The 26,407-nt window shown below is 39.7% G+C and carries 23 protein-coding genes; 16 read left to right on the forward strand and 7 right to left on the reverse strand.

All coding sequences use genetic code 11. From position 1 onward, the window contains the following. Positions 1–119: 119 nt before the first annotated feature. Together H5182_RS07085 and H5182_RS07090 are read left to right on the forward strand one after the other, a co-directional pair. Positions 120–674, forward strand: coding sequence for a cytochrome b (locus H5182_RS07085; protein WP_182759790.1), 555 nt, complete (start codon positions 120–122; stop codon positions 672–674). Between the two features lie 3 nt (positions 675–677). Further along, on the forward strand, positions 678–1,256 hold the full coding sequence (locus H5182_RS07090) for a YceI family protein (protein ID WP_145233661.1): 579 nt from the start codon (positions 678–680) through the stop codon (positions 1,254–1,256). Positions 1,257–1,306: 50 nt separating this feature from the next. Here the strand turns inward: H5182_RS07090 and H5182_RS07095 are convergent, their stop codons facing one another. Then, positions 1,307–2,164 (reverse strand): TIGR02285 family protein, encoded by an 858-nt coding sequence (locus H5182_RS07095; protein ID WP_145233663.1) that lies wholly within the window; start codon positions 2,162–2,164, stop codon positions 1,307–1,309. Between the two features lie 126 nt (positions 2,165–2,290). Continuing rightward, positions 2,291–2,434, reverse strand: a complete 144-nt coding sequence (locus H5182_RS07100) for a hypothetical protein (RefSeq protein WP_182717921.1) — start codon at positions 2,432–2,434, stop codon at positions 2,291–2,293. 449 nt (positions 2,435–2,883) lie between these two features. On the opposite strand from H5182_RS07100, the gene H5182_RS07105 reads away from it, so the two are divergent. The 5 genes from H5182_RS07105 to H5182_RS07125 all read left to right on the forward strand — a co-directional run bounded on the left by H5182_RS07105 (position 2,884) and on the right by H5182_RS07125 (position 11,827). Next, positions 2,884–3,435, forward strand: coding sequence for a dienelactone hydrolase family protein (locus H5182_RS07105; RefSeq protein ID WP_182734834.1), 552 nt, complete (start codon positions 2,884–2,886; stop codon positions 3,433–3,435). Between the two features lie 69 nt (positions 3,436–3,504). Then, complete coding sequence (locus tag H5182_RS07110) at positions 3,505–4,461, forward strand: acetoacetate decarboxylase family protein (RefSeq protein WP_182757687.1); 957 nt, start codon at positions 3,505–3,507, stop codon at positions 4,459–4,461. Positions 4,462–4,470: 9 nt separating this feature from the next. Further along, positions 4,471–6,717, forward strand: coding sequence for an NAD(P)-binding protein (locus H5182_RS07115; RefSeq protein ID WP_182759791.1), 2,247 nt, complete (start codon positions 4,471–4,473; stop codon positions 6,715–6,717). A 106-nt stretch (positions 6,718–6,823) separates the two neighbouring features. Continuing rightward, positions 6,824–9,094: a TonB-dependent receptor gene (locus H5182_RS07120; RefSeq protein ID WP_182759792.1), complete on the forward strand. Its 2,271-nt coding sequence runs from the start codon at positions 6,824–6,826 to the stop codon at positions 9,092–9,094. Positions 9,095–9,124: 30 nt separating this feature from the next. Next, positions 9,125–11,827, forward strand: a complete 2,703-nt coding sequence (locus H5182_RS07125; protein WP_182734828.1) for a 7TM diverse intracellular signaling domain-containing protein — start codon at positions 9,125–9,127, stop codon at positions 11,825–11,827. Here H5182_RS07125 and H5182_RS07130 read toward each other — a convergent pair. Continuing rightward, a complete protein-coding gene (locus H5182_RS07130) occupies positions 11,816–12,628 on the reverse strand; it encodes a hypothetical protein (RefSeq protein ID WP_182759793.1) in 813 nt (270 codons plus the stop codon). The genes H5182_RS07125 and H5182_RS07130 overlap by 12 nt on opposite strands. A gap of 167 nt (positions 12,629–12,795) precedes the next feature. Between H5182_RS07130 and icd the strand changes: the two genes are divergently transcribed. Continuing rightward, on the forward strand, positions 12,796–14,055 hold the full coding sequence (gene icd / locus H5182_RS07135) for an NADP-dependent isocitrate dehydrogenase (protein ID WP_182759794.1): 1,260 nt from the start codon (positions 12,796–12,798) through the stop codon (positions 14,053–14,055). Position 14,056: 1 nt separating this feature from the next. Here icd and H5182_RS07140 read toward each other — a convergent pair whose 3' ends face one another. Further along, a complete protein-coding gene (locus tag H5182_RS07140; RefSeq protein WP_149981184.1) occupies positions 14,057–14,506 on the reverse strand; it encodes a hypothetical protein in 450 nt (149 codons plus the stop codon). A gap of 149 nt (positions 14,507–14,655) precedes the next feature. Beyond that, entirely contained in the window at positions 14,656–15,603 is a 948-nt protein-coding gene (locus tag H5182_RS07145) for a LysR family transcriptional regulator (RefSeq protein WP_145233680.1), read from the reverse strand. Positions 15,604–15,707: 104 nt separating this feature from the next. On the opposite strand from H5182_RS07145, the gene aceK reads away from it, so the two are divergent. From aceK to H5182_RS07165, 4 genes are all read left to right on the forward strand, one after another. Continuing rightward, complete coding sequence (aceK, locus tag H5182_RS07150) at positions 15,708–17,525, forward strand: bifunctional isocitrate dehydrogenase kinase/phosphatase (protein WP_145233682.1); 1,818 nt, start codon at positions 15,708–15,710, stop codon at positions 17,523–17,525. 52 nt (positions 17,526–17,577) lie between these two features. Further along, the gene (locus tag H5182_RS07155) at positions 17,578–17,970 is read left to right on the forward strand and encodes a hypothetical protein (protein WP_182734820.1); all 393 of its coding nucleotides are present in this window, start codon (positions 17,578–17,580) and stop codon (positions 17,968–17,970) included. 21 nt (positions 17,971–17,991) lie between these two features. Continuing rightward, positions 17,992–18,954: a zinc-binding dehydrogenase gene (locus tag H5182_RS07160; RefSeq protein ID WP_182759795.1), complete on the forward strand. Its 963-nt coding sequence runs from the start codon at positions 17,992–17,994 to the stop codon at positions 18,952–18,954. Positions 18,955–19,016: 62 nt separating this feature from the next. Next, entirely contained in the window at positions 19,017–19,271 is a 255-nt protein-coding gene (locus H5182_RS07165) for a DUF2999 family protein (RefSeq protein WP_145233688.1), read from the forward strand. Positions 19,272–19,325: 54 nt separating this feature from the next. Here the strand turns inward: H5182_RS07165 and H5182_RS07170 are convergent, their stop codons facing one another. Continuing rightward, complete coding sequence (locus H5182_RS07170; RefSeq protein ID WP_259398256.1) at positions 19,326–20,051, reverse strand: flagellar brake protein; 726 nt, start codon at positions 20,049–20,051, stop codon at positions 19,326–19,328. A gap of 163 nt (positions 20,052–20,214) precedes the next feature. Between H5182_RS07170 and lepB the strand changes: the two genes are divergently transcribed. Together lepB and H5182_RS07180 are read left to right on the forward strand one after the other, a co-directional pair. Then, positions 20,215–20,865 carry a signal peptidase I gene (gene lepB, locus H5182_RS07175; RefSeq protein WP_145233690.1) on the forward strand — a complete coding sequence of 217 codons (651 nt, stop codon included), beginning with the start codon at positions 20,215–20,217 and terminating at the stop codon, positions 20,863–20,865. Between the two features lie 347 nt (positions 20,866–21,212). Next, on the forward strand, positions 21,213–21,641 hold the full coding sequence (locus H5182_RS07180; protein ID WP_182757696.1) for a hypothetical protein: 429 nt from the start codon (positions 21,213–21,215) through the stop codon (positions 21,639–21,641). Positions 21,642–22,277: 636 nt separating this feature from the next. Here the strand turns inward: H5182_RS07180 and metG are convergent. Further along, on the reverse strand, positions 22,278–24,302 hold the full coding sequence (gene metG, locus H5182_RS07185) for a methionine--tRNA ligase (RefSeq protein WP_182759796.1): 2,025 nt from the start codon (positions 24,300–24,302) through the stop codon (positions 22,278–22,280). 176 nt (positions 24,303–24,478) lie between these two features. Here metG and apbC point away from each other — a divergent pair, with 176 nt between their 5' ends. Continuing rightward, on the forward strand, positions 24,479–25,558 hold the full coding sequence (apbC, locus tag H5182_RS07190) for an iron-sulfur cluster carrier protein ApbC (protein ID WP_182759797.1): 1,080 nt from the start codon (positions 24,479–24,481) through the stop codon (positions 25,556–25,558). 3 nt (positions 25,559–25,561) lie between these two features. Continuing rightward, a complete protein-coding gene (gene dcd, locus H5182_RS07195) occupies positions 25,562–26,149 on the forward strand; it encodes a dCTP deaminase (protein ID WP_145233702.1) in 588 nt (195 codons plus the stop codon). Positions 26,150–26,407: the final 258 nt, after the last annotated feature.

A 26,407-nucleotide genomic window follows, 5' to 3' on the forward strand; every position in this document is an offset into this window, starting at 1 on the left:
AACTTGCTAACTTTAATCTTAATTGTGCATATACGCACATAACTTGTTTGTTATTAGCTATTTTCTTCTATCTAGGTACGCGCTATTCTGATGTCATTCGATAATGGAATTAATAACACATGCTTAAAAATACAAAATCTTCGTACGGTGTGGTTGCCATTTTATTACATTGGTTAATGGCGGTAATGGTGATTGGCTTATTTGGCCTTGGCTTGTACATGGTTGAACTTACTTATTACGATAGTTGGTATAAAGGTTCTTTGGATTTACATAAAAGCGTAGGGATCACCTTAGTTGCTTTATTAATTTTTAGATTTGCTTGGCGTGCATTGGGCACGCAGCCTGAGCCAGTAGCGGGCTGCAGTAAAGCGTTAAATAATGTAGCGCATACAGTACATATATTTTTATATCTACTGCTTAGCGTCATTGTGATTTCAGGCTATTTGATTTCTACTGCGGATGGTCGTGCAATTGAGGTGTTTACCTTATTTAGTATTCCCGCAATTGATTTTTCAGTAGCTAATCAAGCAGATATTGCAGGTAAAGTTCACTACTATGTGGCATGTAGCCTCATAGGATTAGTGGTTTTACATGCTCTTGGGGCGTTAAAACATCACTTTATCGATAAAGATAAAACCTTAGTTAGAATGATAAAACCACAAAAGGATGATTAATAAATGAAAAAAATATTACTTTCAGCTGCAGTAGCAGCAACATTGTTTGGTGCTAATACTGCACACGCTGCAGATTATGTTATTGACACTCAAGGTGCCCATGCATTTGTAAATTTTAAAATTAAGCATCTAGGTTATAGCTGGTTACACGGTCGTTTTAATACTTTTGACGGCGGCTTTAGCTACGATGCAGCTAACCCAGATGCATCACAGATCATGGTTAATATTGATACTAAAAGTATCGATTCGAACCATGCTGAACGTGATAAGCATTTACGTGGTAAAGAGTTTTTAAATGTTGATAAGTTTCCAACAGCGACCTTCAAAAGTACGTCAATTAAGTTTGATGAAGAGGGTGATGAAGCTGATGTAACAGGTGAGTTTACCCTTCATGGTGTAACAAAAACGATTACCTTTGAAATCGATAAAATTGGTGAAGGTAAAGATCCATGGGGTGGTTACCGAGTTGGCTTTGAAGGTGAAACCAGTTTAAAGCTTGCTGATTTTGGTATTGATTACAACCTAGGTCCTGCATCTACACATGTTGATATTGGTTTATATATTGAAGGTGTGCGTAAGTAAAACCTAACCTGAATTCAGGTTAAATAAATATGCTAATATTGATAAACGCCTCACTCAGTTGGGGCGTTTTTGTTTGCTTGTAAACGTTGCTCTAGTAACGGTTTTAAATTATCTGGTAACCAACGTAATAACACTTCATGGTAGGCTGGTTGTTGTTTTATTTCTTTCAGTGCTGCATTAAGCACTTCAACTTGTGCGATACCTTGCTCGGTATTAGTACAGCCAATATAGCCATAACTCAGATCGGGAGCTTCAGTCAGAGGCAATTGCATTAACTGATCTTCAAACCCCATCGATTTTGCTAAATAGTAATGCTCGCTTGGGTAGCCCAATAAAATATCAATGCGCTTTTTCTTTAACATGTAAGTCAAACTGGCAAGGGTATCGCGACCAGGTCGAATAATTATGGATGCGTCGGCACTATTATTAATTACTGCATCAATAGCATTACCGTATGATCGGCTCATAGAAATCCCCAGTGCAAGTTGGTATTGATTGAGTAGGGTTTTCAATGATACAGGTGTACTTGTTTCAAGCTTGAGATGTTGCACAAGCTCTTGGTGAATAGCAATAGAAGGCGATAAGCCAACCGTCGAAGTCTGTTCACTAAAGCTGATGTGTTGTTTGCGGTGCGGGCTTTGGTATAGCGAGAGCATGCAGTAAGTATGATTTGGGTTAGACAGCTCCTGTATTGTGCGACTTGATGGAAAAATAGTACGGTTGAATGTATAGCTAGGAAGCTGTTGTTCTAATAAGGCGATAACACCTTCATCGCGGCCTGTTCCTGCGTATTGATCGTTAAAAATATAATAAGGGGCAAAGTCAGTGACTATCCAATCAATTGTTTTAGCATGCAAAGGAGTGCTAATTAACAATGATAAAAAAGCATAACGAAAGGCATAATGCATTAATTCAACCACAGATAAATTATTAATATACTAAGTGTAGCAGCTGTTAAATAGTTAGCTTAAAAAAAGCAAAACGCCAGCATTAGCTGGCGTCATTTAAATTGCGAGGAAGCAAATCAGTATCGATTAATTGGCTTTTAACCATTTAACAAATTGACGTGCGTCACTTGCTTTTGTAAATAAGGTATTTTTTAAACCTTGTGTATCAGAAAAAATAACACGTTGTTTATTTACTGAAATTGATTGCACTGGATGTGCGATTTGGATCATAGATCCGTTGTAACTATAAGACATAATAAAACTCACTTTTTTCTTGTTATCTTTAATGTGCGCTAATTTCTTTATTAGCTTTCAAAGCACAATTAGATAGACCATGTTGTGTTTAGCTTCATTACAGTGTTGACGATCTTTATGACATTTATGCGACTATTTAAAAATATGCCGTAGTCTGAATTGGGGTTCTCGCCGTACAATAACTTAGCTCTATAATATACGTTTTGCGGGGATTACTGGATCAGGGTAAAGAGGTTAACCGCGAGGCTTTTTTAGGACCAAGAGGACAATTTACCCCAGTAATTTTATTTACGCAAGCATTATTTTAACTTTATTCTAGCCATTGTATTTTAACTGCTGTATTTTAATTAGCTAATCTGAAAAAGGCGTTTAGCGGTATTTTAACTGTTGTGCGGTAATTTAACTGTAAATAATAAGATTTGGCTATGGAATACATTATCGTTAGTGATATTTTTGGTAAAACCGCTCATTTGAGTCACTTTGCACGGCAATTTAACGCTAAAAGCATAATTGTTGATCCGTACGATGGGCAATTGCAGCCAGTGATTGATGAGCAATTACAGTATGATTTATTTATCACTGAGTGTGGTCACGATAACTATTTCAACAAGCTTAATACCATTCTTAGTAGAGTAACTAAACCAACTACGGTAATCGGTTTTAGTGCTGGTGGAGCCGCTGCGTGGCGAAGCCAAGCAACTGTGAAAAATTCACAGATAAAAAGATTAGTGGCATTTTATCCAAATCAAGTTCGTCATTATTTAGATTTGTCTGCCAGCGTGGCTTGCGAGTTTATTTTTGCGAAGCAAGAAGTGCACTTTGATATTCTTCCTGTGCTCGCTTGTTTAGAGCAGCAAATCAAAGTGCAATGCCAGCGTGCAGACTACGGTCATGGGTTTATGAATCCCTTGTCAAAAGGCTTCGATAGCTTTGGTTATCAACAATATAGCCAATACTTGCTCACTGAAAATAATTAACTGAAATTACTACCTTGTAAAAAATCTTGGCTATACTTATTTTTTTATCCAATAAAATAATTATAAATCATGACCGTACAACTACCTCCTTATAGTCACTTTTTATCAAACCCTGTTGCAAAGCCACCATGTCGAATGACTAATGCAAATATGTATGGTTTTTTTGCAAAAATAGATCAGGATAAAGTTCAACAGTATATCGATACAACGCTTAATATTGTTGCAACGGATGAGTTATATTTTAAAGGCATAGGCGAATATGCATTATTAACCTTTACCGACATAGAAAAAATTGCCTCATTAACGCCGCCTTTTAGTGAGCACGGTTGGATGCAAGAGACTGATATTATTATTTGGTTACCAGTTGCAAAGGTTGAAAAGCAAGGCAATGATGAAGATATTACTCATCTTTATTGGTATCCGGCGTTTATTTGCGTAAATAATGTTTATGCATTAATAAACGGCAGAGAAACATGGGGTTACAATAAATATTTATGTGATTACCAGATGCCCAGTTCGGTAAGTGATATAACCGACTTTTCAGTTTCACTGGATTGTTTTAAGCATTTTTCGCCAACGTCAAAATTACAATCACAGCATTTATTTTCAGTCACCAAAAACGTCAAGACGCAAAGCGATGGCTTATTATCTGTATTAGAGGACTTTGGCGAGCATGTCGCCAATTTGTTTGATGGGGATCATCTTGGTATTGATTTTTCGCTATTAAAGCAGCTGTTACAGGGTTTTGTGAATCCACAGATGGATCAAATACTATTTAAGCAATTTCCTGACGGGCAAGGCGATAAGGCTGTTTTTCAAGCAGTTATGCACTCTCCTTCAGAAATAAAGAAAATCCATCAATTTAAGCTACTCAGTGGTGCTTATCAGCTACATTTACAGCAACTAGATAGTTTTCCTTTAGCGCAAATGTTTGGTTTACAGCTAGGAGCGCAAGCTGTGTATTTGCCGTTTTATATCAAGATGGATTTTGACCAACTTCAAGCTACACAAATACTCCCTAAGTAAGGATCCATTATGGAGCAAGAAAAAATAGTTATTATAGGCGGTGGTGTTGCCGCAATGACGGCTGCTTTATACCTGACTGAACAACCTAATTGGCAGCAAAAAAGACATATTACAGTGTACCAACAAGGTTGGCGTTTAGGAGGAAAAGGAGCCAGTGGCCGTAATGCTGTTATGGGGCAGCGCATAGAAGAGCATGGTTTACATGTCTGGTTTGGTGCCTATGTTAATAGTTTTAAAACCATTGAAACTGTATACGACAAGCTACAGCGTCCGCCAACGAGTGCACTGAGTACCTGGCAACAAGCACTTAAACCGCATAGTTTTATTGCCCTTGAGGAGCACATTGATGAACAGTGGCAAACGTGGCCTATAGAGTTTCCTGTTTTACCTGGCAATCCTGCGAATGGGAGTTTAGATATTACCGTGTGGGACTTTGTAAAAATGACCCTTGCATGGCTAAAAAAATGGATACCACAATTTGAACTGGCCGCCAGAGTCCAAGCTAAGAGCACACAATTAACGACAAAAAAACCACGAGATAGATACCTACTACGCCATTTTCATCAACAAATTCAGACCTTGGTTTCTGATGGCAGTGAGGCATGGCAAACCTTTACCAACGATATACAAAATCTCAATCAAGAAATCACTTCAACACCTAGCTTACTTGTCGATAAATTAAATAGCTTTGTGCAAAGTAACAACACACTGCAGCCACAAATTTCTGAGAAGAAAGATAGTTTAGTGATTTGGTATATTGTCAGAAAACTAAAACGCTGGATTAACCAAGAGTTAACCGAGTTACTGGATGACAATGCAGAGTTGAGGCGTATTTATATTTGTGCCGATTTAGCGATAGCGATGCTGGTTGGATTGATTAAAGATAAAGTTTATCGCGATGGTTTTGGGGTCATTAACAAGTATGATTTTCGTCAATGGTTATTAAAAAATGGTGCGAATAAACAATACAGTGTCGATTCTGCGCCCGTGCGTGGTTTTTATGATTTAGTGTTTGCCTACCCACAAGGTGATTTTAAAAAACCAAATGTAGAAGCTGGAGTTGCTGCACTTGCCATGCTTAGAATCGCATTGTGTTATCGCGGTGGGGTAATGTGGAAAATGCAGGCGGGAATGGGCGATGTTATTTTTGCGCCATTGTATGAACTATTAAAACAAAGAGGCGTTAACTTTGAATTCTTCCATCAACTACAGCAACTTACACCTGGGATTGATGAAAGTGGCCAAAACTGTGTTGCTTCTGTGTTATTACAACAGCAAGTGAGTTTAAATAACTCATCAGAGTATCAGCCATTAATTGATGTGAAAAACTTAGCTTGCTGGCCAAGTGAGCCTCTTTATCAGCAGATAAACCACGAGCAGGCCCTGTTACTAAAGCAGAATAATATTAATTTAGAATCATTTTGGAGTGATTGGCCCAGCTGTTACCAAGCACATTTTGGCGCACAACTACCAACTAAAACACTGCAGTTTAAAGATGATTTTGACCGGCTGATCCTTGGGGTCTCAGTTGCTTCATTAGAGCATGTTTGCCCACAATTATTAGCAATAGACGACAACTTTGCTGCTCAGGCTAAAAATGTTCTTTCGGTAGCTACACAAGCCAGTCAGATTTGGTTAAATAAAACAGATCAACAGTTAGGTTGGCAGTATATGCCGCCAAGTGAAGAAGGGCCTATTTTGAGTGGTTTTAGCGAGCCGTTTGATACTTGGGCTGCAATGCAAAACTTAATTGATAAAGAGCAGTGGCCTGCAAGCAATAGTCCGCAGAATATTGCCTATTTTTGTAGTGCATTTCCTTGTCAAGAGTATCCACCACAGAGTGATCATGGTTTCCCTGCACGGGCAAAAGCACAAGTAAAAACTAACTTAACACAACTATTAACAACTAATATGCAGCCATTATGGCCGTTAGCTTATAACGATAATGACTTTGATTGGTCCATTTTATATACACAGCATGACGTGCCAGAATCAGCGCGCTTAGATCAACAGTACTGGCGAGTGAATGTTGATCCAAGTGAGCGTTATGTGCTGTCGGTTTCAGGTTCCAGTCAATATCGTTTAGCAACTGATGGCACGCAATTTAGTAATTTATTTATTACCGGCGATTGGATCAAAACAGGTGTTAATGCAGGTTGTGTTGAAGCTGCGGTTATGGCTGGAATGCAAACAGCACGAGCACTGTGTGGGTATCCGCAGCAGATCAGTGGTGAAAATGCCTTTGAAGCGCAGTAAAACTAGCTAATTAATGGATAACTTGGCGACTTTAATCAATAAATTAGTCTATAATCGTAAATAATTACAATATCTTTACATTGTCGGTATTAAGGTTCACCATCTAATGAAAAGCCAACGTTATCCTTTTTCAAATCATATATTGCTGCTGTGCTCGTCGAGCCTCGTTTTTGCTGTGGCTGCACAGGCAAAAAATGACGATTCGAGTGGCTCTAGCCAAAGCCTCGAAGTCATTGAGGTGTTCGCCCAAAAACGCGCGCAGGCAATTGAAGATGTTAGTATTGCCATTAGTCAGGTCAAAGGTGATAGCCTTAAAAATCAACATTATAAAGATTCAACAGAGTTATCGGTATTCGCGCCTAATTTAAAAATCAGCCAAAATGCGGCTGAAGGTACGCCACCGGCGGTAAATATCCGGGGGGTTGGTTTAGTTGACTACAATACGGCGAACACCTCGCCTGTGGCTATTTATGTAGACGACATTGCCGTAGGATCTGCAAGTAATCAGATCGTTAACTTCTTTGATATTGAGCAAGTGGATATTTTGCGTGGTCCGCAGGGGACTTTATTTGGCCGCAATTCAACTGGCGGAGCAATTTTAATTCGCACTAAACGCCCTGAATTTAACGAGTCGGGGTATTTAACAGCGGGTATAGCAAATAATAACGCGTTTAGTATTGATGCTATGTATAACAATCAATTAAGTGATAACAGCGCGTTTCGTGTCGCTTTAAATCATCAAGACTATGACTATTCAACCACCAATACTTTTGCACAATCACCTACCGCTGGAATGCAACAAACCAATGCACGGCTATCACTATTAAGTGAGTTTGATACTGTACAGGTATTGTTACAAGCGCACCTCGAAGATTGGCAGGGTATTGTGCAGCCTGTCGGTAATATCGGTGTAGTGGCGGATCCATTAACAGGTCAGTTATGTAGTCCTAGCGAAGCTGGTTCGACAAATTGCTATGATAACTTTGGCTTCAATGATGCCAGTGATGACTTTTACATGGTTAAAGTTAATAACGATTCTCCGCATAAAACGGATGGTAAAGGGTTTAGTGCACATATTAATTGGCAATTAAATGAGTTTAACGAAATTATTTCGATTAGTAGTTATAACCAATTAGAGCGCGATCATGCATTTAATTGTGATGGCTCACCAGCGCGATTATGCGAAGGAAATCTAGGTTTAGATACTCACTTATTTAGCCAAGAGTTACGCTTGCAAACGCAATGGAACAAACATACTTTAACCAGTGGTTTATATTACGCAGATGAATCAATCAAACAAGATAATATTAACGATATTTTAAGAGATTATCGCGGTATATTAGCCACCGACTTAACCGCAACCTTCTTCTATGATAACCAAATTGACACGCAAAATATTGCCGCTTTCAGCCAGTTAGACTATCAACTTAATTCAGATTGGTTGCTAAGTGTTGGACTACGTTATTCCTATGAGTCACTTGATTATGACTCAGTGGCACAATTAAATATGGTAGTTGATCCGAGTGATTTAGCAGGGGTTTTAGTGCCATTTTATCATGTGCAAGGCGAGCAATCTGATAATGGTTTTTCTGGCCAGTTTGCTGTGAACTACCTTATTAACGATACAACCCATGGCTATTACCGTTTTGCAAATGGGATTAAAAGTGGTGGTTATAATGGCGGGTTTTTATCTTCCCCAGAGCAAGCCGAATTAGCTGACTATGGCAAAGAGCGTCTCAATGCGCATGAAATTGGTACTAAATCATGGTGGCCTGAGCAAGGTGTGCGGTTTAATTGGGCTGCTTTTTATTATGATTATAATGATCAGCAAGTGTTTATGAACCAACCATCAGACTCACCACAAAAGCCACCCGTGCAATTATTAGAGAACGTTGGTGATTCAGTGATCTATGGCCTTGAAGCTGAACTCGATTATCAAGCGACTAAAGCACTTTCAATGCGTTTTGCGATGGGTTACATTCCCCATGCGGAATTTGAAGAATTTGTTGATCCTTTGGGTAACAGTTTGACTCATAATCGGCTGCCATTTACATCAAAGTGGAATGTTAGTGCAGGCGTAGAATATCGTTTAGAGCTTGCTGGTAATCCCTTAACAACACAATTACTAGTGGATTATCAATCAGACTATTATTTTGATCAAAACCAAAATCCGTATGCTATGCAAGATGGTTATAGTTTAGTCAATGGTAATATTCGTTATCAATTAGATAACCTAGGTTTTGTACTGTGGGGGAAAAATTTATTTGCCAGTGAGTACAGTAATTTGAAGTTTGATTTGAGCTCTTTCCTTGGCATGTTGGAAGATTTTAAAGGGGAAGGTCGCCGCTATGGTTTGGATATCAGTTATCAGTTCTAATCTTTTTGTCATTAAACTGAGGCGTATTGTATGCTGTTAAAAGCAATACAAGGTTTTTGCTATGTAGTCTTTTTAGGCTTGCTAACAATATATGTCTGCGAAGTGCGAGCAACACAGTCAGCGGGTGTGTTTGTTTATACAGAGCAACAACAAGATATAAATTTGTTTCAAGTTGGTACCTTATTAGCGGCAAGTTATGAAGGGTTTCCTGATAACAGCACTCAGATTGCGACGTGGCTTGACAATAAAAAACCACAAACAAGTACCACATATTATGGCGGAAGTTATTGGTTAGTTGTCGAACTTGAAAATCAGACTCAGCTAGCTGAATTAGTGTTGTTCCCTTACAACACCTTAGTATCGCGTATTGAAACACGTGTATATGATATGGCCGATCCCACATCTGAGGCCGCGCGTTACATAACAGGGGGGATTGAAAAAAACGAATTTGCTTTTCATTACGGCAATAAAATAGCACTTACACCAGGCAAGCGTTACTTTTTGATCACCAAGTATGAAAGTGACTACTTTTACACTCCTCCTAAACTGGTATTAAAACCCTATGCAGACTTCTTTACCCAGATCACCATCGAAAATATGGTGATGATGTTGTGCTTTGGGGTAGGCATTGCGCTGGGTTTGTATAACTTATTAATATATTTTGGCGCACGGGATGTAACTCACCTTTATTACGCCTTATTTACAGCATGCTGGGTATTTGCCTGGAGCCAGTTTTTCCATATTCCAGATCAACTATTTGGTTTTTATAATGCCCATTTTCATTGGCTAGGGTTTGTTTTAATACCATTAACTAACATTTTATTTTTCAATAATTTGCTTAAGCTAAAAGACAGTTTTCCACAATTAGCCAAAGCATCAATTATATTAGCTGTGGTGGCAACCGCAGGTTTGCCTTTCGCTGCTATGTGGCCAGGTTTTGGGTTTATTTGGGCAACCATAGTAACGGGGTGCACCTTATGCTTAGGCATGTACATAGGGGTTCGCAGTTGGATGAGTGGTTTTAAACCCGCGCGATACTTTGTCTTTGCTTACCTAGCGATGGCAATTCCTAATATGGTGGGAAATTTAACTAATTTAGGTGTACTGACGCCGATTGCAATCGATCTGTACTTATTAGGTTTGATTGGCACCGCCTTAGATGCGATGTTACTCGCGTTTGCAGTGGCAAATAAATTTAGTATCTTACATGATGAGAATGTTGAGCTTACTAAAAACCTCGAGCAAAAAGTGCAATTGCGTACGCAGGAGTTACAACAATTGGCGTCAGAACTCACTGATGCCAGTGAAGCTAAGAGCCGTTTTTTAGCAAATATGAGTCATGAAATACGTACGCCAATGACCTCTATTATAGGCTACGCAGATGGTATTATTTTAGGCGATATTAAGCCTCACGAACGAAATCATGGTATTCGGGTTATTTTACAAAACAGCCGCCATGTTTTAGGACTCATAAACGACATACTTGATATGTCAAAAATAGAGGCCAATCGCCTTGAAATTGATTTAGTCGAGACTGACTTATTTGCAACCATTGCGCATATAGAATCGCTATTAGGCAAACAAATTCGTGATAAAGGTCTTAAATTTAAAGTTGATTACCAATTCCCACTGCCTGATTGGATTATTTCTGATCCAACCCGATTACGACAAATATTGTTAAACTTAACAGCTAATGCATTAAAATTTACCACGGTAGGGCATATTCAATTAGTGGTGAGTTGCACTAAAGAGCAGCTTGTCATTAAAGTTAAAGACACCGGCATCGGGATGACAGAGGCTGAGCAACAAGACTTGTTCACGCCGTTTTATCAGGCTGACTCATCGATCTCACGTAAATATGGCGGTACAGGACTCGGTTTAAATATTTCAAAAAGTTTAGCCGAAAAGTTAGATGGTAATATCACCGTTCATTCCCATGTTGGCAGTGGCAGTGAGTTTAGCCTCAATATCGCGCTATATATGCCTGAACGAGTACGTTGGATCAATAGTTTTGATGAGATCTCTATAAGCAAAGAAAAAGAGCTGCCAAGTCAAGATCAGCGAAATCTCGTGGGTGAAGTGCTGGTAGCGGAAGATCATCCTGAAAACCGTGAATTGATCAAACGTATTTTAGAGCGAATGGGGTTAACGGTTACTGCGGTAGAAAATGGCAAAGATGCAGTGCAAGCGACCCTAGATCATCAATTTGATTTGATTTTATTAGATATTCAAATGCCAGTAATGGATGGCGAACAAGCGATTCATATTATGCAGGCAACAGGATTAACGACCCCCATTGTTGCCCTTACAGCAAATACTATGAAGCATGAAGTTGATCGCTATCTAAAACAAGGGTTTATTGATCATATAGGCAAACCAATTGACCGCAGTGAATTTAGTCATAAAATTGCTAGTTATTTAGATATCGAAATGCTTGAAGATGTAAAATTGCCAGAGCATGAATTTGAGGTGCTTAAACAGGTGTACATAAAAGGGCTTAAAAAGCAGCGAGAAACAATAACCAAGCAATATACAGATGGCGATATGACAGGGTTTGCACAAAGTGTTCATATGCTAAAAGGAACTGCTGGAATGTTTGAGTGCGAAACATTGTACCAACATGCAATCAAGTTAGACAAAGCCCTTAAAGCCGATAGCGTGATGTTAGATAGCCATTTAGTTTATCAAGTGTTTGATGAAATTGATGATATTTTATGTCACTCACCTCAGTAAAATAAGCTGCTCACGGGTAATGTCCGGAAAATCAGTACGCTGTGTATAACGGGCATATAAGGTTGAAAAAATGGCGCTGCGTGAAAGCTGATCAAATGTTGTGACCAGTTCTTTTGCTGTTGTTTTTGAGCTATAACAACACTCGCTATAGCGTTTTATTAATTGTGTCAAGCTTTGTCCTTGTTGCTGTAAAGCCAGCTCTGCTTCAATAAAAAATGCGCTACCACTCCAATAAACTCTTTGTTGTGCACCTTGTTGCCACATATCGTCGGCAAGTTCACTTAATGGCTGTTGCTTTGTTCGCGTTTGCTGACGTCCGCGTTCAAGCCCTGCAGATAGTCGTTGTATAAATTGCTCCCTAGTGATCACTTTACTATCACGCATTATTATATTTTGCATATAGGTTGCAAATCCTTCACTTAACCAGAAGCCCGAATAGGGTAGTAACGGTAAGTAAAGGTGTGCCATTTCATGGTAGAGGGTCCAGTCATCGCGTAATTGTGTAAAACTGGCAAAGCGATAAAAATGTAACTCTATGCCATCTGGATCACCACGGCGCACACTTCCCCAAGGCACGGGTTCAAATGCAATATACCGAGGGTGTAAATAAATGGGTAAATTAGAGTATGGCAGTGGGCCTAAAGTTGCCTGAGTTTGCTCAAGACTAAAATTCAGCCATTGCAGTATTATCTGCTGCTTGCTTTTTGACAGCTCGGTTAATCCTTGAGGATCAAGCTGGGCTGCGAAAACAGATGTACTCGCTAAACAAGTAACGAATAAAATTCGATTAAACAGTTTCATATCTGGTACTTAATGGTTTTTAATTGCTCACAGAAGACCGAGTAAAGCATAAAATCCGTTCACTATTTTATTGTTGAATGATAAGTATAGATGCTAAAACCACGACACTCACTGCCAACCATGGTTTAATGTTTATATGATATTTTATAATAAAAATATGGCAGGTTATGGGTTATCAACACATTGAAATCCCACCTCAGGGTGAACAAATTAGCATTGATAATAAAGGCGTGTGGAATATTCCGGCGCAGCCGATCATTGCTTATATTGATGGTGATGGAGTAGGGCAGGATATCTCCCCTTGTATGCGCGACATTGTGAACCATGCTGTGCAGTTATGTTATCAAGGAGTGCGAAAAATTCACTGGATGGAAGTCTTTAACGGTGAAAAAGCTGCGCAGCTATATGATGGGGATTGGTTTCCGCAAGAGACGATTCATGCGGTTCGGCAATTTAAAATAGCGATTAAAGGGCCTTTAACCACGCCGATTGGCGGAGGTTTTCGTTCACTCAATGTTGCTCTTCGTCATGAAATGGATTTGTTTGTAAATATGCGGCCGATTAAAGGCTATTGCGCATTACCGTCACCGTTAAAAAAACCTGAAAATACCAATATTGTTGTGATCCGCGATAGCTCTGAAGATGTGTACTCTGGAATTGAATGGCAAGCTGGCAGTGTCGAAGCCGAAAAAATGCTGGATTTTTTATGCCAAGAAATGGGCGTAACCCGTCTGCGCTTTGATCAACAATGTGGTATTGGCATTAAAAATATTTCTAAAGAAGGGTCAGAGCGGCTAGTGCGCTATGCAATAGCGTATGCGCTTGAACAAAATAGTGACTCGGTAACGGTAGTGCATAAAGGCAATGTACTTAAATTTACTGATGGTGCGTTTAAGCGTTGGGGGTTTGCCGTGGCGCAAACTGAGTTCTCAGCAATACCACACAGTAATGGCCGTTGGCTAGAAATACCGCGTGAGGGCTTGGCACCGTTAGTTATTAAAGAAGTGATTGCAGATAACATGCTCCAGCAAGCGTTAATGAATCCTGAGCAATTTGATGTAGTGGTAACAACCAACCAAAATGGCGATTATCTAGCAGATATGTTGACTGCACAAGTGGGTGGTATTGGTATTATGCCCGCAGCAAATTTAAATAATGAAGTGGCTTTTTTTGAACCAACTCATGGTACGTTTGAGCGTATTGCTGGACAAAATAGTGCAAATCCTACCAGTAGTATTTTAAGTGCGGTGATGATGCTACGGTTTATGAATTGGCACGAAGCGGCCAACAGTATAGAGCTGGCTTTGCAACAGACATTTATAGCCGGTGAAGTGACCTTTGATTTACAGGCAGAGCAGCAAAACTCGACCATCCTCAGTTGCAGTGATTTTACACAAAGGATAATCGAGCGTTTAAAAGTTTCATGAACTACGCTGCATTGGCGTTGTAGAGCTTTGCACGATACATGCAAGGGCGATTAGTCAGTGTTGCAGCACGTTGATAAATTGCTTTTGCATTGTGTTCATCGCTTGGTGTACCGCTTAATGTATCCATTAAAGCAACAACAATAATAGCTGGCACCTGACAGCAATATTCATCTAATACCGCAGTTGTTGTTTGTGCATCAACATGACAATGCGGGTGATTATGCTCAACTTGATACGCATGCAATAACGTTTGTACATCTAAACTGTCATTGTCAAAATGTTTGTTTTTACGACATTGACAGCCAAATTCATCAACCAGAGTCGCCAATGCTTGGTAAACATCATTACACTCAAGGGTGGTTTGCTTACAAAGTTGTTGTTCGATGAACGCATGTAAATGGCCGTCGATAAATAATCCGTCTTGTTGGGTGAAGCTTGCTGTAGTTTGCATCATAATGTTGTCTCTCAGTGTTAGTGGTTAACTCATTTGGTATGACTTCACTGTAGCCCTAAGCACACTATTTATGAAATTGTTGTTTTCAATAACTGATATTGATTTAATCAATAATAACTAGATATCTCCATTTTAATTAGAGCTTTCTAGCGATCAGCAATCGTATTAGCGAACGCTTGCAGCTCGCGGCGTAACCATTGGTGTGGGCTGGCATGATGCAGTAATGGGCTCCAAAGCATTTTTACTTCAATTGGGACAATTTGAAACGGCACAGGACTAATCACTAACTCGGTATGTTTAGTTAGCAGCATTGCTTGTCGTCTTGGTAGTGTGGCGATCAGTTGTGGCGATTGGCATAGCAAACTTGCCACCATGTAATGACGAGTAAACACCCGAATATGACGGGTTTGTTCAAGCTGCCAAAGAGCTTCGTCTACCCATCCCAGCTTTTGGCTACCTGATTTATTCGTGACGGCAGCTTCAGCCCCCCAGCCTGCACGATTTACCCAAATATGCTCTGACGCTAAGTATTGCTCTAGATCAGGCTGTTTTAAGTATGGGTTAGCTGGATGCATTAAACAGCAATAGTTATCGCGCCAGACACTGGCCTGATGAAAAGACCGTGGTAGGCCGTTGAAGCGATTGATGGCTAAGTCAATGCTGCCCTTTTCCATATCTTGCAGGCTAACATCGCTGGGGCTAAGCACATCAAAATTAAGTCCTGGATGTTTATTGAGTTGCTGGGTAATAAAAGGCGCGACTAGCGTTGATTCTAAATAATCATTCGCCATAATTCTAAAGGTGAGTTCGCCAGTGGTTGGATCAAACATATCACTGGGTTGGGTTATTGCCTCAGCCATTTTTAACAGCGCTTCTATTTCAGGTTTTAAACTCAGCGCTTTTGCAGTAGGAGTCATAGAGCCTGCGGCACGTACTAGGAGCGGATCGTCAAATAAATCACGTAAACGTTTTAGTGCATTACTCATTGCAGGTTGGGTTAATGCTAATTTATTTGCCGCTTTCGAGACATTTCGCTCATCTATCAGTACATTTAAGTACACAAGCAAGTTGAGATCGACATTTCTTATATTCATTTGATCAATCTTATTCATTCGCTGTATTAATTATCTAAATTAAAGCGTGCTTGCTAAGGTGTGTAAACCACTAAATAGACATAGTCATCATAAGTGATAGAAATATGCTAGAGCTAAAAACAGCAAATACGTTATCGACTCAAACTAACAACGCAATTGAGCAAGTCATTGCGACCAAATTAGCGCGTGCCGTATTCGCAGGCTTTGAAGCGATGTTTGCTGAGTTTTTAAATATTACCTTAGGTGCACAAAGTCGTTTTGAGCAACGGCAATGGCAAAGTGTACAATCGGCAATGCGTGAGCGTTTACAAGTATATGAAAGGCAAGTTAAAAATGTTAGTGAAGCGGTGCGAGTCATTGCATTTAAAGAGCTCAACGATCCGCGACTGTGGCAGCAGGCAAAGCATATTTATGGCCAAATGGTGCAAGATCATGAAAACCAACCGATTGCGCATACATTTTTTAATTCAACTTTTGGCTCGATTTGGGATGATAAAAAAATTCGCACCGTGCACTTATTTGTTTTAAAAGCCAAATACCGCGCTAAATCTCGGCCATTTGATAATTTAGTAAGTCGTATTTCATTGCAAAATGGCTTTAGCCAGGCGGTGGAGCAACTTATTTATCGACAAGCTTTTCGGGTTGGATTTACAGATTTAGCTCATGATGTTGATATTTTGCAGCGTACTTTGGCGTTAGGTGCGCAGCAGCAATGTCGTCAAGTGTATGAGCTGATGAATTTAAACGATGGCTATATTGAATACGCTAATTCACTGTTTTTTAGAAATAAAGCCTGCTACTTAATAGGTCGTTGTATCGCTAAAAATGGCGATAACATGCCCTTTGCTGTCGCTATTTTACATACCCAAAGCGGTTTAAAGCTTGATGCGGTGATGATGGGTGCAGATCAACTGAGTTTATTATTCGGCTTTGCTCGCACCTACTTTATGGTTGATACCGACCAACCCGCGCGCTATGTAGATTACTTATCAGTACTAATGCCACATAAGCAACGATTTGAATTATTCAATGCCATTGGCTTTATTAAACATGCCAAAACCGAGTTTTATCGCTATAAGGTCGACACCACCAACAATAGTCCCATAGATGATAAGTACATTATTGCCCCCGGCACGCCAGGCATGGTAATGCTAGTATTTACCACTGCTGGCTCAGATTATGTTTATAAGGTAATAAAAGATAAATTTAGCGCGCCTAAAACATCAACCAAAGCACAGGTGATGGCAAAATACGACTTTGTAAAACAAGCGGATAGAGTCGGCCGTTTAGTCGACACCCATGAATTTCGTTATTTAGCATTTGATTTAAATCGTTTTAGCGATGAATTGCTTACCCATATGCGAGCGAGTATCGGCTCAAGCATGGCTATTGCAAATAAAGCATTAGTGCTTAAGCATGTATACGTTGAGCGCAAAATGACACCACTTAATTTATACATCAATCAATGTGACGATAAACAACTGAATAATGTAATGCTTGATTACGGCAAGGCGATTAAAGAGTTAGCCGGGGCTAATATTTTCCCCGGTGATATGTTGATGAAAAACTTTGGTGTGACCCGTTGGGGGCGCGTGGTATTTTATGATTATGATGAAATTTGCCCATTAACTGATTGTAACTTTAGAGACTTACCGAGCAGTGAAAATAGTTTTGATGAACTAAGCAGCGAAAGCTATTTTGATGTTGCCGAAAATGATGTATTCCCGAGTCAGTTTAAAGTGTTTTTTAGTGCTGATCAGCAAGCATTTAGTCATTTTTGCCAGCAACATCAAGACTTATTTAGTCCTGATTTTTGGCTGCAGTGCCAAGCTGATATCAATGCTGGGCAATTGGCTGATGTGTATCCATACAAACAAAGTTGGCGATTTCAGCCGGGGGTTATTACCCATAAGTCTGATTAATTTTTGGTGTGTAAAAAGGTAAGCTTACATAAAATAAAAACCAAGGAAAACCATGAAATCTTTATTATTAGCAAGTTTATTTATCACCTCACCGCTGGTTATAGCTAACCCGCTATTAGGCAGTTGGGAGTTTGTGGAAGGGAAATATGCAGTTGAACAAGGTTATGTGACTGCCAAAGCACCAGAGCTGACCTCAGTTAAACTAATAACCGCCACTCATTTTAATTACATCACCCAAAAAAATGGCCAGTTTCATTATGCAGGTGGCGGGCAGTACACCTTAAAAAACCAACAATTTGTAGAGACTTTTGCTTACGGTAATATTGAATCGTTGCTTGGCAAAACCATGGCTTTTGATTACAAAATTGAAGGAGATTTGTGGCATCATTCTTTGACAGAAAATGGTAAGTTAGTCGAGGCCGAAGTGTGGCGCAAAATCGATTAACTCATCAATTTAGGAGCTGCAATGCAATTTATTTCTCATCAAGATCAGCATTTAACATTAAGCGACACCGCTAAACCGCAATTAAAAACTAATGAAGTGTTAATTAAAGTTGCTGCTATCGGCGTGAACCGCGCTGATTGTATGCAACGTCAAGGTAAGTATCCAGCGCCACAGGGCGACAGCCCCATTTTAGGGCTTGAATGCGCAGGCACAGTGATTGAGCTTGGCACCGAGGTTGATCAAAGTTGGCTTAATAAAGCGGTATTTACTTTGTGTGCAGGCGGTGCATATAGCGAATATGTGGCGGTCGATGCAGCACAATTAATGGCTTTACCAAGTGATTTAACTATGGCGCAAGGTGCAGCGATCAGCGAAGTATATTTAACCGCGTTTGGTGCGTTATTTCAAGTTGGTAAGTTACAAGCAGGGCAAACAGCACTGATCCATGCTGGCGCAAGTGGCGTAGGTGGGGCTGCTATTCAAATGGCTAAACGTATTGGGGCAACGGTTGTTATTACCGCAGGTAGCGATGAAAAGTGCGAACATGCCAAAGCGCTTGGTGCTGATCATGTAATTAACTACAAAACCGAAGATTTTGTTGTTTACATGCAAAACCATGGTTTAACGGCGAACGTGATTGTTGATCCGGTATCTGGGCGCTATTTAAGTAAAAATGCAGCAATCGCCGCCATGGATTGCCAAATAATTATGCTGGCATTTTTAGATGGTCGCTTCGCAGAAGTAGATTTTGCACTCTTGTTACAAAAGCGTATTTCGTTTCATGGCTCAACACTGCGCAATCGCAGTCAAGCGTTTAAACGCCAACTACGCGATGAGTTTGTAGCAAAATTTTATGACGAAATAGCAAATCAACAGTTTGATTTTAATATTTATAAAACGTTGCCTTGGCAAGACGCTGGTGAGGCACACGCCATTCTTGAACGAAACGAAAATGCCGGAAAAGTTGTATTATTAGTTCAGTAGTTTAAAAACCAATATTTGCCCATATAACTATGGGCAACTATAAAGCGATTTAAGGCAAAAACATGAACCCAATTATAGCAACATTAAAAGAGCACAATGTTAGCGATGAAAAAGTACACGAACTTTTTCAAGCATTTACTCAAAACCCAATGATGGCAATGGCACTTGTGCAGCAACTCGGTATTCCACCAGAGAAGTTACAAGCACTAATGGGCTTAGTAATGACCCAGCCTCATTTAATCAAAGAAGCCGCTGATTCACTTGGTATTGGTGAAGGTGAGCTTGAAAAAGCTAAGCAGCAGTTTAAAAACCAATAACGAGTTATCAATGAGAGTACATTTAGTTACTCTCATTTGTTAAACATGCAATTATTAAGCAATGTCTATCGTGTAAGCGGCCAATAAGTTTTGCATTTTTTGTTGTTCATGTGCGGCAAACTCGATGTCCACACTTAAACGATCTCCCTGCATTTGATTGTTGCGCACATGCGCACTGATCACCACGGCACTGTTGTCGATAGGCGATAGAACATGCACAAACACGGGGCGTTTCTTAAGCGCTAAAAACCCTGAATTAACATGCACAGTAAAGCGACAACCAGTCGGTGAAATATCGATGATCAAACCTTGCAATAGATTTTCACTGCCATAACTATGCGATTTATTAATGCTAATCTTTGCTGGTATATGGGTTTGTAAACGGCTGACTTCACGCAGTTGCCGACTCTCAATATTCTTAGGGTAAGCAAGGTAAAGTAACTTTTCTGGTCGAAAAGAAATAGCTAATATAGTGGTCGAAAAAGCGACGCACTCCCCACGTTCACCTTCGACTATATAGCGTACAATTGCGCCATTGCCTTCTTTTAACACATCAGCATATTGGCTTTTTTTTGCTTGGACAGGGTACTTTAAAATTAAATACTTACCAGCTTCATAGCCAACTAAAGAGAGTTTAAATCTGACACTTAATGGGTTGGTGAACTGAATGTCGATTAATTTACCAGGCAGTAAGTCTAAGCAAAACTTAGCTTTGCTAGCTTGCGCTGGTCTGTCTTGTGTAATTTCCATATGTACGTAGTTATTATTATTTGTTTCCAAATAGTATCCATCAAAAGAACTAAAAAATCACTACGAAAAACGACTGGTATTAGTTTATTAGCCTTAATTAATAGAAGTAATACACGCCTTGTTACAAAGTTGATTGAACTGATAAATATCTGCTTTGTCTATTAAATAACATACTAACTTATGGAACAAAACTGTGAAATACCTTTATAAAATATGGAAAAATAATCGCTCGTTAATCGTATTTATCTCGCTGATGTGTGTTTTTAGAAGTGCAGTTGCTGACTGGTACGAAGTACCCACAGGTTCAATGCAGCCAACCATTGTTGAGGGCGACCGTATATTGACAGATAAAATGGCGTATGACCTACGAGTGCCTTTTACTAAAATTTCGCTGGTTAAACTAGCCGAGCCAGAGGCCGGCGATATTATTGTATTTGATTCTGTTGCGGCACAAAATCGCCTAATAAAAAGAGTAATAGGTGTACCGGGCGACACTGTTGCTTTAGTTAATAATCAACTTGTTATTAACGGTGAAAAGCTTGATTACGAAACTGTAGCTGAAACCGCCATAAACCGAGTGGAAATAGAGAATTTGCATGGCATAAAACATACTGTAAAACTCGCTAAGCAGCGCTCTTATATGCAAAATTTTGATCCACTTATCATCCCTACAGATATGTATTTAGCAATGGGGGATAACCGTGATAACAGTGCTGATTCACGAGTAATAGGCTTAGTACCAAGAGCTGAATTGCTCGGAAGAGCAAAGCGGGTGATAGTTTCACTGGATTACGATGACTATTATTTACCACGTAAAAACAGGCTTCTAAAAGAATTACAGTAATAGTAAGCGCTGTTATAGTCTGGTAAAGGATAGCACTGATAAAGAATAGTAGTGCAAAAAATAACAGCGCTAAAACTTAAAATAGCTTAGCGATTAAATTTAGCGTTGTTGACTCTCACCTAACAATAAACTGTATATAAAAATAGTGTTTATGATTTTGTCAGATATTACTGATCTCTAGCATTTTGGTGTATTGCTGCATTTATAAAAAATGAGGTGAAGTTAACTAGTTGTTTACAGGTGTTTGTTTGATAGCTAAGATAAATGCATTGTAATATATGGATATTTTTCTGTTTGTAAAAAGATAAATGTCGTAGATAAAATTGTTATACCTTCAAGGAAGCTCAGTGAAACTTTTAGTTTTGTTATTTTTATTTACTTCAATATCAACTTTTTCTTGTGATAAAAAAAGCGAAATAAAGAAAGTAGCGGCGTTTATAACTCAAGATAACTTCGCTGATTTATCAGAAATAACGGTTTATTATCCTGTTAATTATGGTGTTGCTGAGGCTGTAAGAGCTGTAATATCTCTAGGTGAAATTGATAGGGTAACCTTGTATGTTCCTACAATTATTTCTGAACCATATGCTTTTGAAAGCAATCATGAGCTAGCTGATTATAAAGTATCAACCTTTACAATTAAGACTGATGCGATAAATGAGGCTTATATTACTGTGAATTACCGAGCTCCGAAGAAAAATGATGGCTTAATCACTTTTTGTATGGGACCTTTTCGAGTCTATAAAATAAGTGAATTACCGATAAAGAAGGTATAATAAACGCATCAGAAATGACTTCAAACGCTTGGCTGGCGCTCATTCTTCGCTAATTATAGCCAAGCATTTTCCGCAATTTATGCGGGTGTTAACTTAACTAAACATGGTGCCCATATTGAGAGTTTCTGAAAGGCTGAAATATGCAGTCATCTTATCTTTTGCCAGTTGGCCACTATTTATTTGGCTGGGCACAGATCTCGTCGGTAGCTTTTGCGCACTTTCAGGGTTTATAGTTGGCTATTACTTTGCTCCAATAACTCACAGACAAACCAAAAGTACCAAGTACAGCTTTTAGGTTTGGGCATGGGCTTTCTAGCTCTGTATTTATCGAGCTTTTTAAGAAGTATATTTGAGTTAATTTCAGGTGAGCCTTTTAAGGTGTAGGTTACTACTTAATATCAGCACTAACAGGGCCTTATTTTGGTTTAATGTTTTTCGGTATACCACTTATAATTTTTTCTTTTACCAATTATATGATTTGGGTATGGTCATCCAAACGTTAAGTTAACCGGGTAGCCGCAGGTCGCTAACCTCAGCACCCACAATTTTATGTGCTGGAAAAACAATTTGTTCTGGCAATTAAAAAAGCCGTTGTTTAAAACAACGGCTTTTTAGTGTTAACTAGTTAAAGTCGAATTACATTACACGCATACCTGGCTCTGAGCCGTCGTCTGGGTTCAAAATATAGATTTCTTTTCCACCAGGGCCTGCTGCCAGTACCATGCCTTCTGACATGCCAAAGCGCATCTTGCGTGGCTTCAGGTTGGCAACCATAACCGTAAGTTTGCCTTCAATGTCTTCAGGGGCGTAGGCTGATTTAATACCTGCAAATACTTGGCGTGTTTCGCCGCCTAAGTCGAGCGTTAGTTTAAGTAGTTTATCAGCGCCTTCAACGTGCTCTGCTTTGGCTATTTTAGCTACACGTAAATCTACTTTGGCAAAATCGTCAAATTCGATTTCAGCTGCAATAGGCTCTTTTGCCAAAGGGCTGTTTGGATCGATTTTGTCTTTTGCAGCGAGTAAGCTTTCTTTTGATTCTTCGACCATTTTATTTACTTTATCCATTTCTACACGTTGCATTAACGGTTTAAATTTATTGATAGGGTGGCTAACAAGCGCAGTTTGCGCGCCTTGCCAAGATAGATCATCATTTAAGAAGTCTTCTACGTTTGCCGCCATACCCGGTAATACCGGTTTTAAGTAAGTCATTAACACGCGGAATAAGTTAAGCCCAAGCGAACACACTTGGTGAGCTTGTTCTTGTTTCGTTTCGTCTTTGATCAATACCCATGGTGCTGCGGTATCAATAAATTGGTTTGCTTTATCAGCAAGCGCCATTATTTCACGAATAGCACGGCTATAATCACGGTTTTCATAGTGCTGAGCAACGGTATCGGTAGCTGCTTGGAATTCAGCTAATAATTGCGGCTCCATGACAGTGTCACTTAATTTACCGTCAAACTTTTTAGTAATAAAACCGGCGCAACGGCTGGCAATGTTAACCACTTTACCAACTAAGTCTGAATTTACACGTAGTGCAAAGTCTTCTAAGTTTAAGTCAAGATCGGTGATGCCGCTGTTAAGTTTAGCAGCGTAGTAATAACGTAAAAACTCAGGGTCGAGGTTTTCTAAATATGTACGCGCTTTAATAAACGTGCCTTTCGATTTAGACATTTTAGCGCCATTAACCGTTACAAAACCATGCGCGAATACATTGGTTGGCTTTCTGAATTTTGCGCCTTCAAGCATTGCTGGCCAAAATAAGCTGTGGAAGTAGATAATATCTTTACCGATAAAGTGGTAAAGCTCAGCGTCAGAACCTTCTTGCCAAAATGCATCAAAGTCGATGCCTTGTTTGTCGCATAAGTTTTTAAAGCTGGCCATGTAACCAATTGGCGCATCAAGCCAGACATAAAAATATTTACCAGGCGCACCAGGGATTTCAAAGCCAAAGTAGGGCGCATCGCGGCTGATATCCCATTGTTGCAGGCCATCGGCAAACCATTCGTCTAGTTTGTTGGCCATTTCTTGCTGAATAGTGCCGGAGTGAAGCCACTCTTTTAACATGCCTTCAAATGCTGGCAGGTCAAAAAAGTAATGCTCAGAGTCTTTAAGTACTGGCTCAGCACCTGACATCACAGAGCGCGGATTGATAAGCTCTGTTGGGCTATATGTTGCGCCACATGCGTCACAGCTGTCGCCATTTTGGTCTTCAGACTTACAGGTTGGGCACGTACCAGTTACAAAGCGATCGGGTAAGAAAATGCCTTTTTCAGGATCAAATAACTGTGAAATAGTATGCTTTTTGATATGACCGGCATCGTTTAAGCGATTATAAATAAGCTCGCTGAACTCTTTGTTTTCTTGGCTGTGGGTGCTGTGGTAGTTATCAAATTTAATATTGAAGTCTGCAAAGTCACGTTGACGTTCAATGCTGACATTTTTTACCATTTCTTCCGGCGTGATCCCTTGCTTTTGTGCATTGAGCATAATTGGCGTGCCATGGGCATCGTCGGCGCAAACATAATAAGCTTCGTGGCCTTGTAGTTTTTGAAAACGTGACCAGATATCAGTCTGAATATATTCCAATAAATGGCCTAAATGTGTTGGGCCGTTGGCATAAGGTAATGCACTGGTAATGAGGATCTTTCGCTGTGCCATAATCATTCCGAATTGACGGTTCCTGTTAAGGAACGGATGAAAATCATAATATTATCAGCAAACCTAAAGGAAACACCTTCGTGGTTGGCCGATTTTCATTAATTGACTGGTGTTAATGCCCTGAATGTTACATAATTCCGAGGCAATTTTCATCAAAGAAACACTATTTTATTGTTATGTTTGGATTGTCGAAACTATTCTCCTCTAAATCGGTGCAAAAACAACCGATTATTACTGCCTTAGCAGGGTATCGCAGTGCCGCTTTTGCTGTCGGCATTGATGAAAAATTCATTAAAAGCATTGAATCAAAAAATGATAAATCAATATTGCTTCATTTAACGCTGCCATTTGCTGCGTTATCTGAAATGCCAAAGGTAGCAGCGTTTGTAAGCCAACAACTTAATCAAGCAGTGACAATTAACGCAAGCATTGAGCTGACTGAAGCATGTAAGTTCAAAGCGATAAAACATATTGTGTTGATTGCATCAGGCAAAGGTGGTGTGGGTAAATCAACCACCGCGGTAAATTTAGCGGGCGCACTCAAAGCTGAAGGCGCGAAAGTGGGGATTTTAGATGCGGATATTTATGGCCCGTCTATTCCAATGTTGCTAGGCCTTGAAGGAGCAACACCCACGGCTAAAAATGACAAGCAATTGCTACCATTTGACGCTAATGGCATCAAAGCACAATCAATTGGCTTTTTAGTGCCTAGTGATGATGCCACAGTTTGGCGTGGACCGATGGCGTCGGGCGCATTAACGCAACTGTTAAATGAAACTGCATGGGGTGAACTTGATTACCTGATTGTAGATATGCCACCAGGAACTGGGGATATTCAACTTACTATGAGTCAGAAAGTACCTGCCAGTGGCACGGTGATTGTGACGACTCCGCAAGATTTAGCACTTGCTGATGCGCAAAAAGGCATTGCCATGTTTAATAAAGTGAATGTGCCAGTATTGGGCTTGATTGAAAATATGAGTCATTTTTTATGCTCACATTGCGGCAAACCAAATCATGTGTTTGGCAAGGATGGCGCAATAAAATTAGCTCAGCGTCATGGTGTGCCTGTGTTGTCGCAAATTCCTTTGGCGATTGATATTCGCGAATACTCAGAGCAAGGCAAATTAATTGCGATGGATAACCAGGCTGCGGTGAGTGAAACATATGCTGATGCTGCGCGGCTGATTGCCAGTATGCTTTACTATCAACAACCCCATCATAATTCAGTCGAAATTGTGATTACGGATGATTAATTAATGAGATTATCAGATACCCATATTAAAGAATATATTGCCCAACAGCGTATTATTATTGAGCCAAGTCCGACCGATGAAATGATTTCTGGGGTAACGGCAGATTTACGTTTAGGTAATAAGTTTCGTGTATTTCAAGATCATACAGCAGCTTATGTTGATTTAAGTGGTCCAAAAGATCAGCTTAATAAAGCAATGGAATCAATAATGAGCGATGAAATCGTGTTAAAAGAGGGCGATGCATTCTTTTTACACCCAGGTGAATTAGCCCTTGCGATGACCTATGAAAAAGTCACGTTGCCGGCAGATATCGTTGGCTGGCTTGACGGCCGTTCATCTTTGGCACGTCTAGGTTTAATGGTGCATGTAACGGCCCATCGGATTGATCCCGGTTGGTCTGGTAATATCGTGTTAGAGTTTTATAACTCCGGTAAATTGCCGTTGGCATTACGACCAATGATGAAAATCGGCGCTATGAGCTTTGAGACCATGTCAGGCCCTGCTGAAAATCCGTACAACACGCGTAAAGATGCTAAATATAAAGATCAAACCAGCGCAGTTGCAAGTCGTATTAGTGATGATAGTAACTAATTAAAATATAGCTTTAAAATAAAGGCTTATCATTTGATAGGCCTTTTATTACTTAAGAATATAATCACTCGATTTAATTACCATACACTCTGCTTAAGCATTTTACTGACATATTATTCCCAAGTTTAGGTTATTTACTGGCAATTTCACTTAATACCTCCATACTTTAATTATAGTTTTATAATGTACTATTTATATAATGCACATGGAGTGACAGTGGATCAGGCAAGCATATTAGCGCGAACATATTGTATAAAG

The sequence above is a fragment of the Pseudoalteromonas sp. SG44-17 genome (assembly GCF_014164235.1).
Lineage (GTDB): Bacteria > Pseudomonadota > Gammaproteobacteria > Enterobacterales > Alteromonadaceae > Pseudoalteromonas > Pseudoalteromonas rhizosphaerae.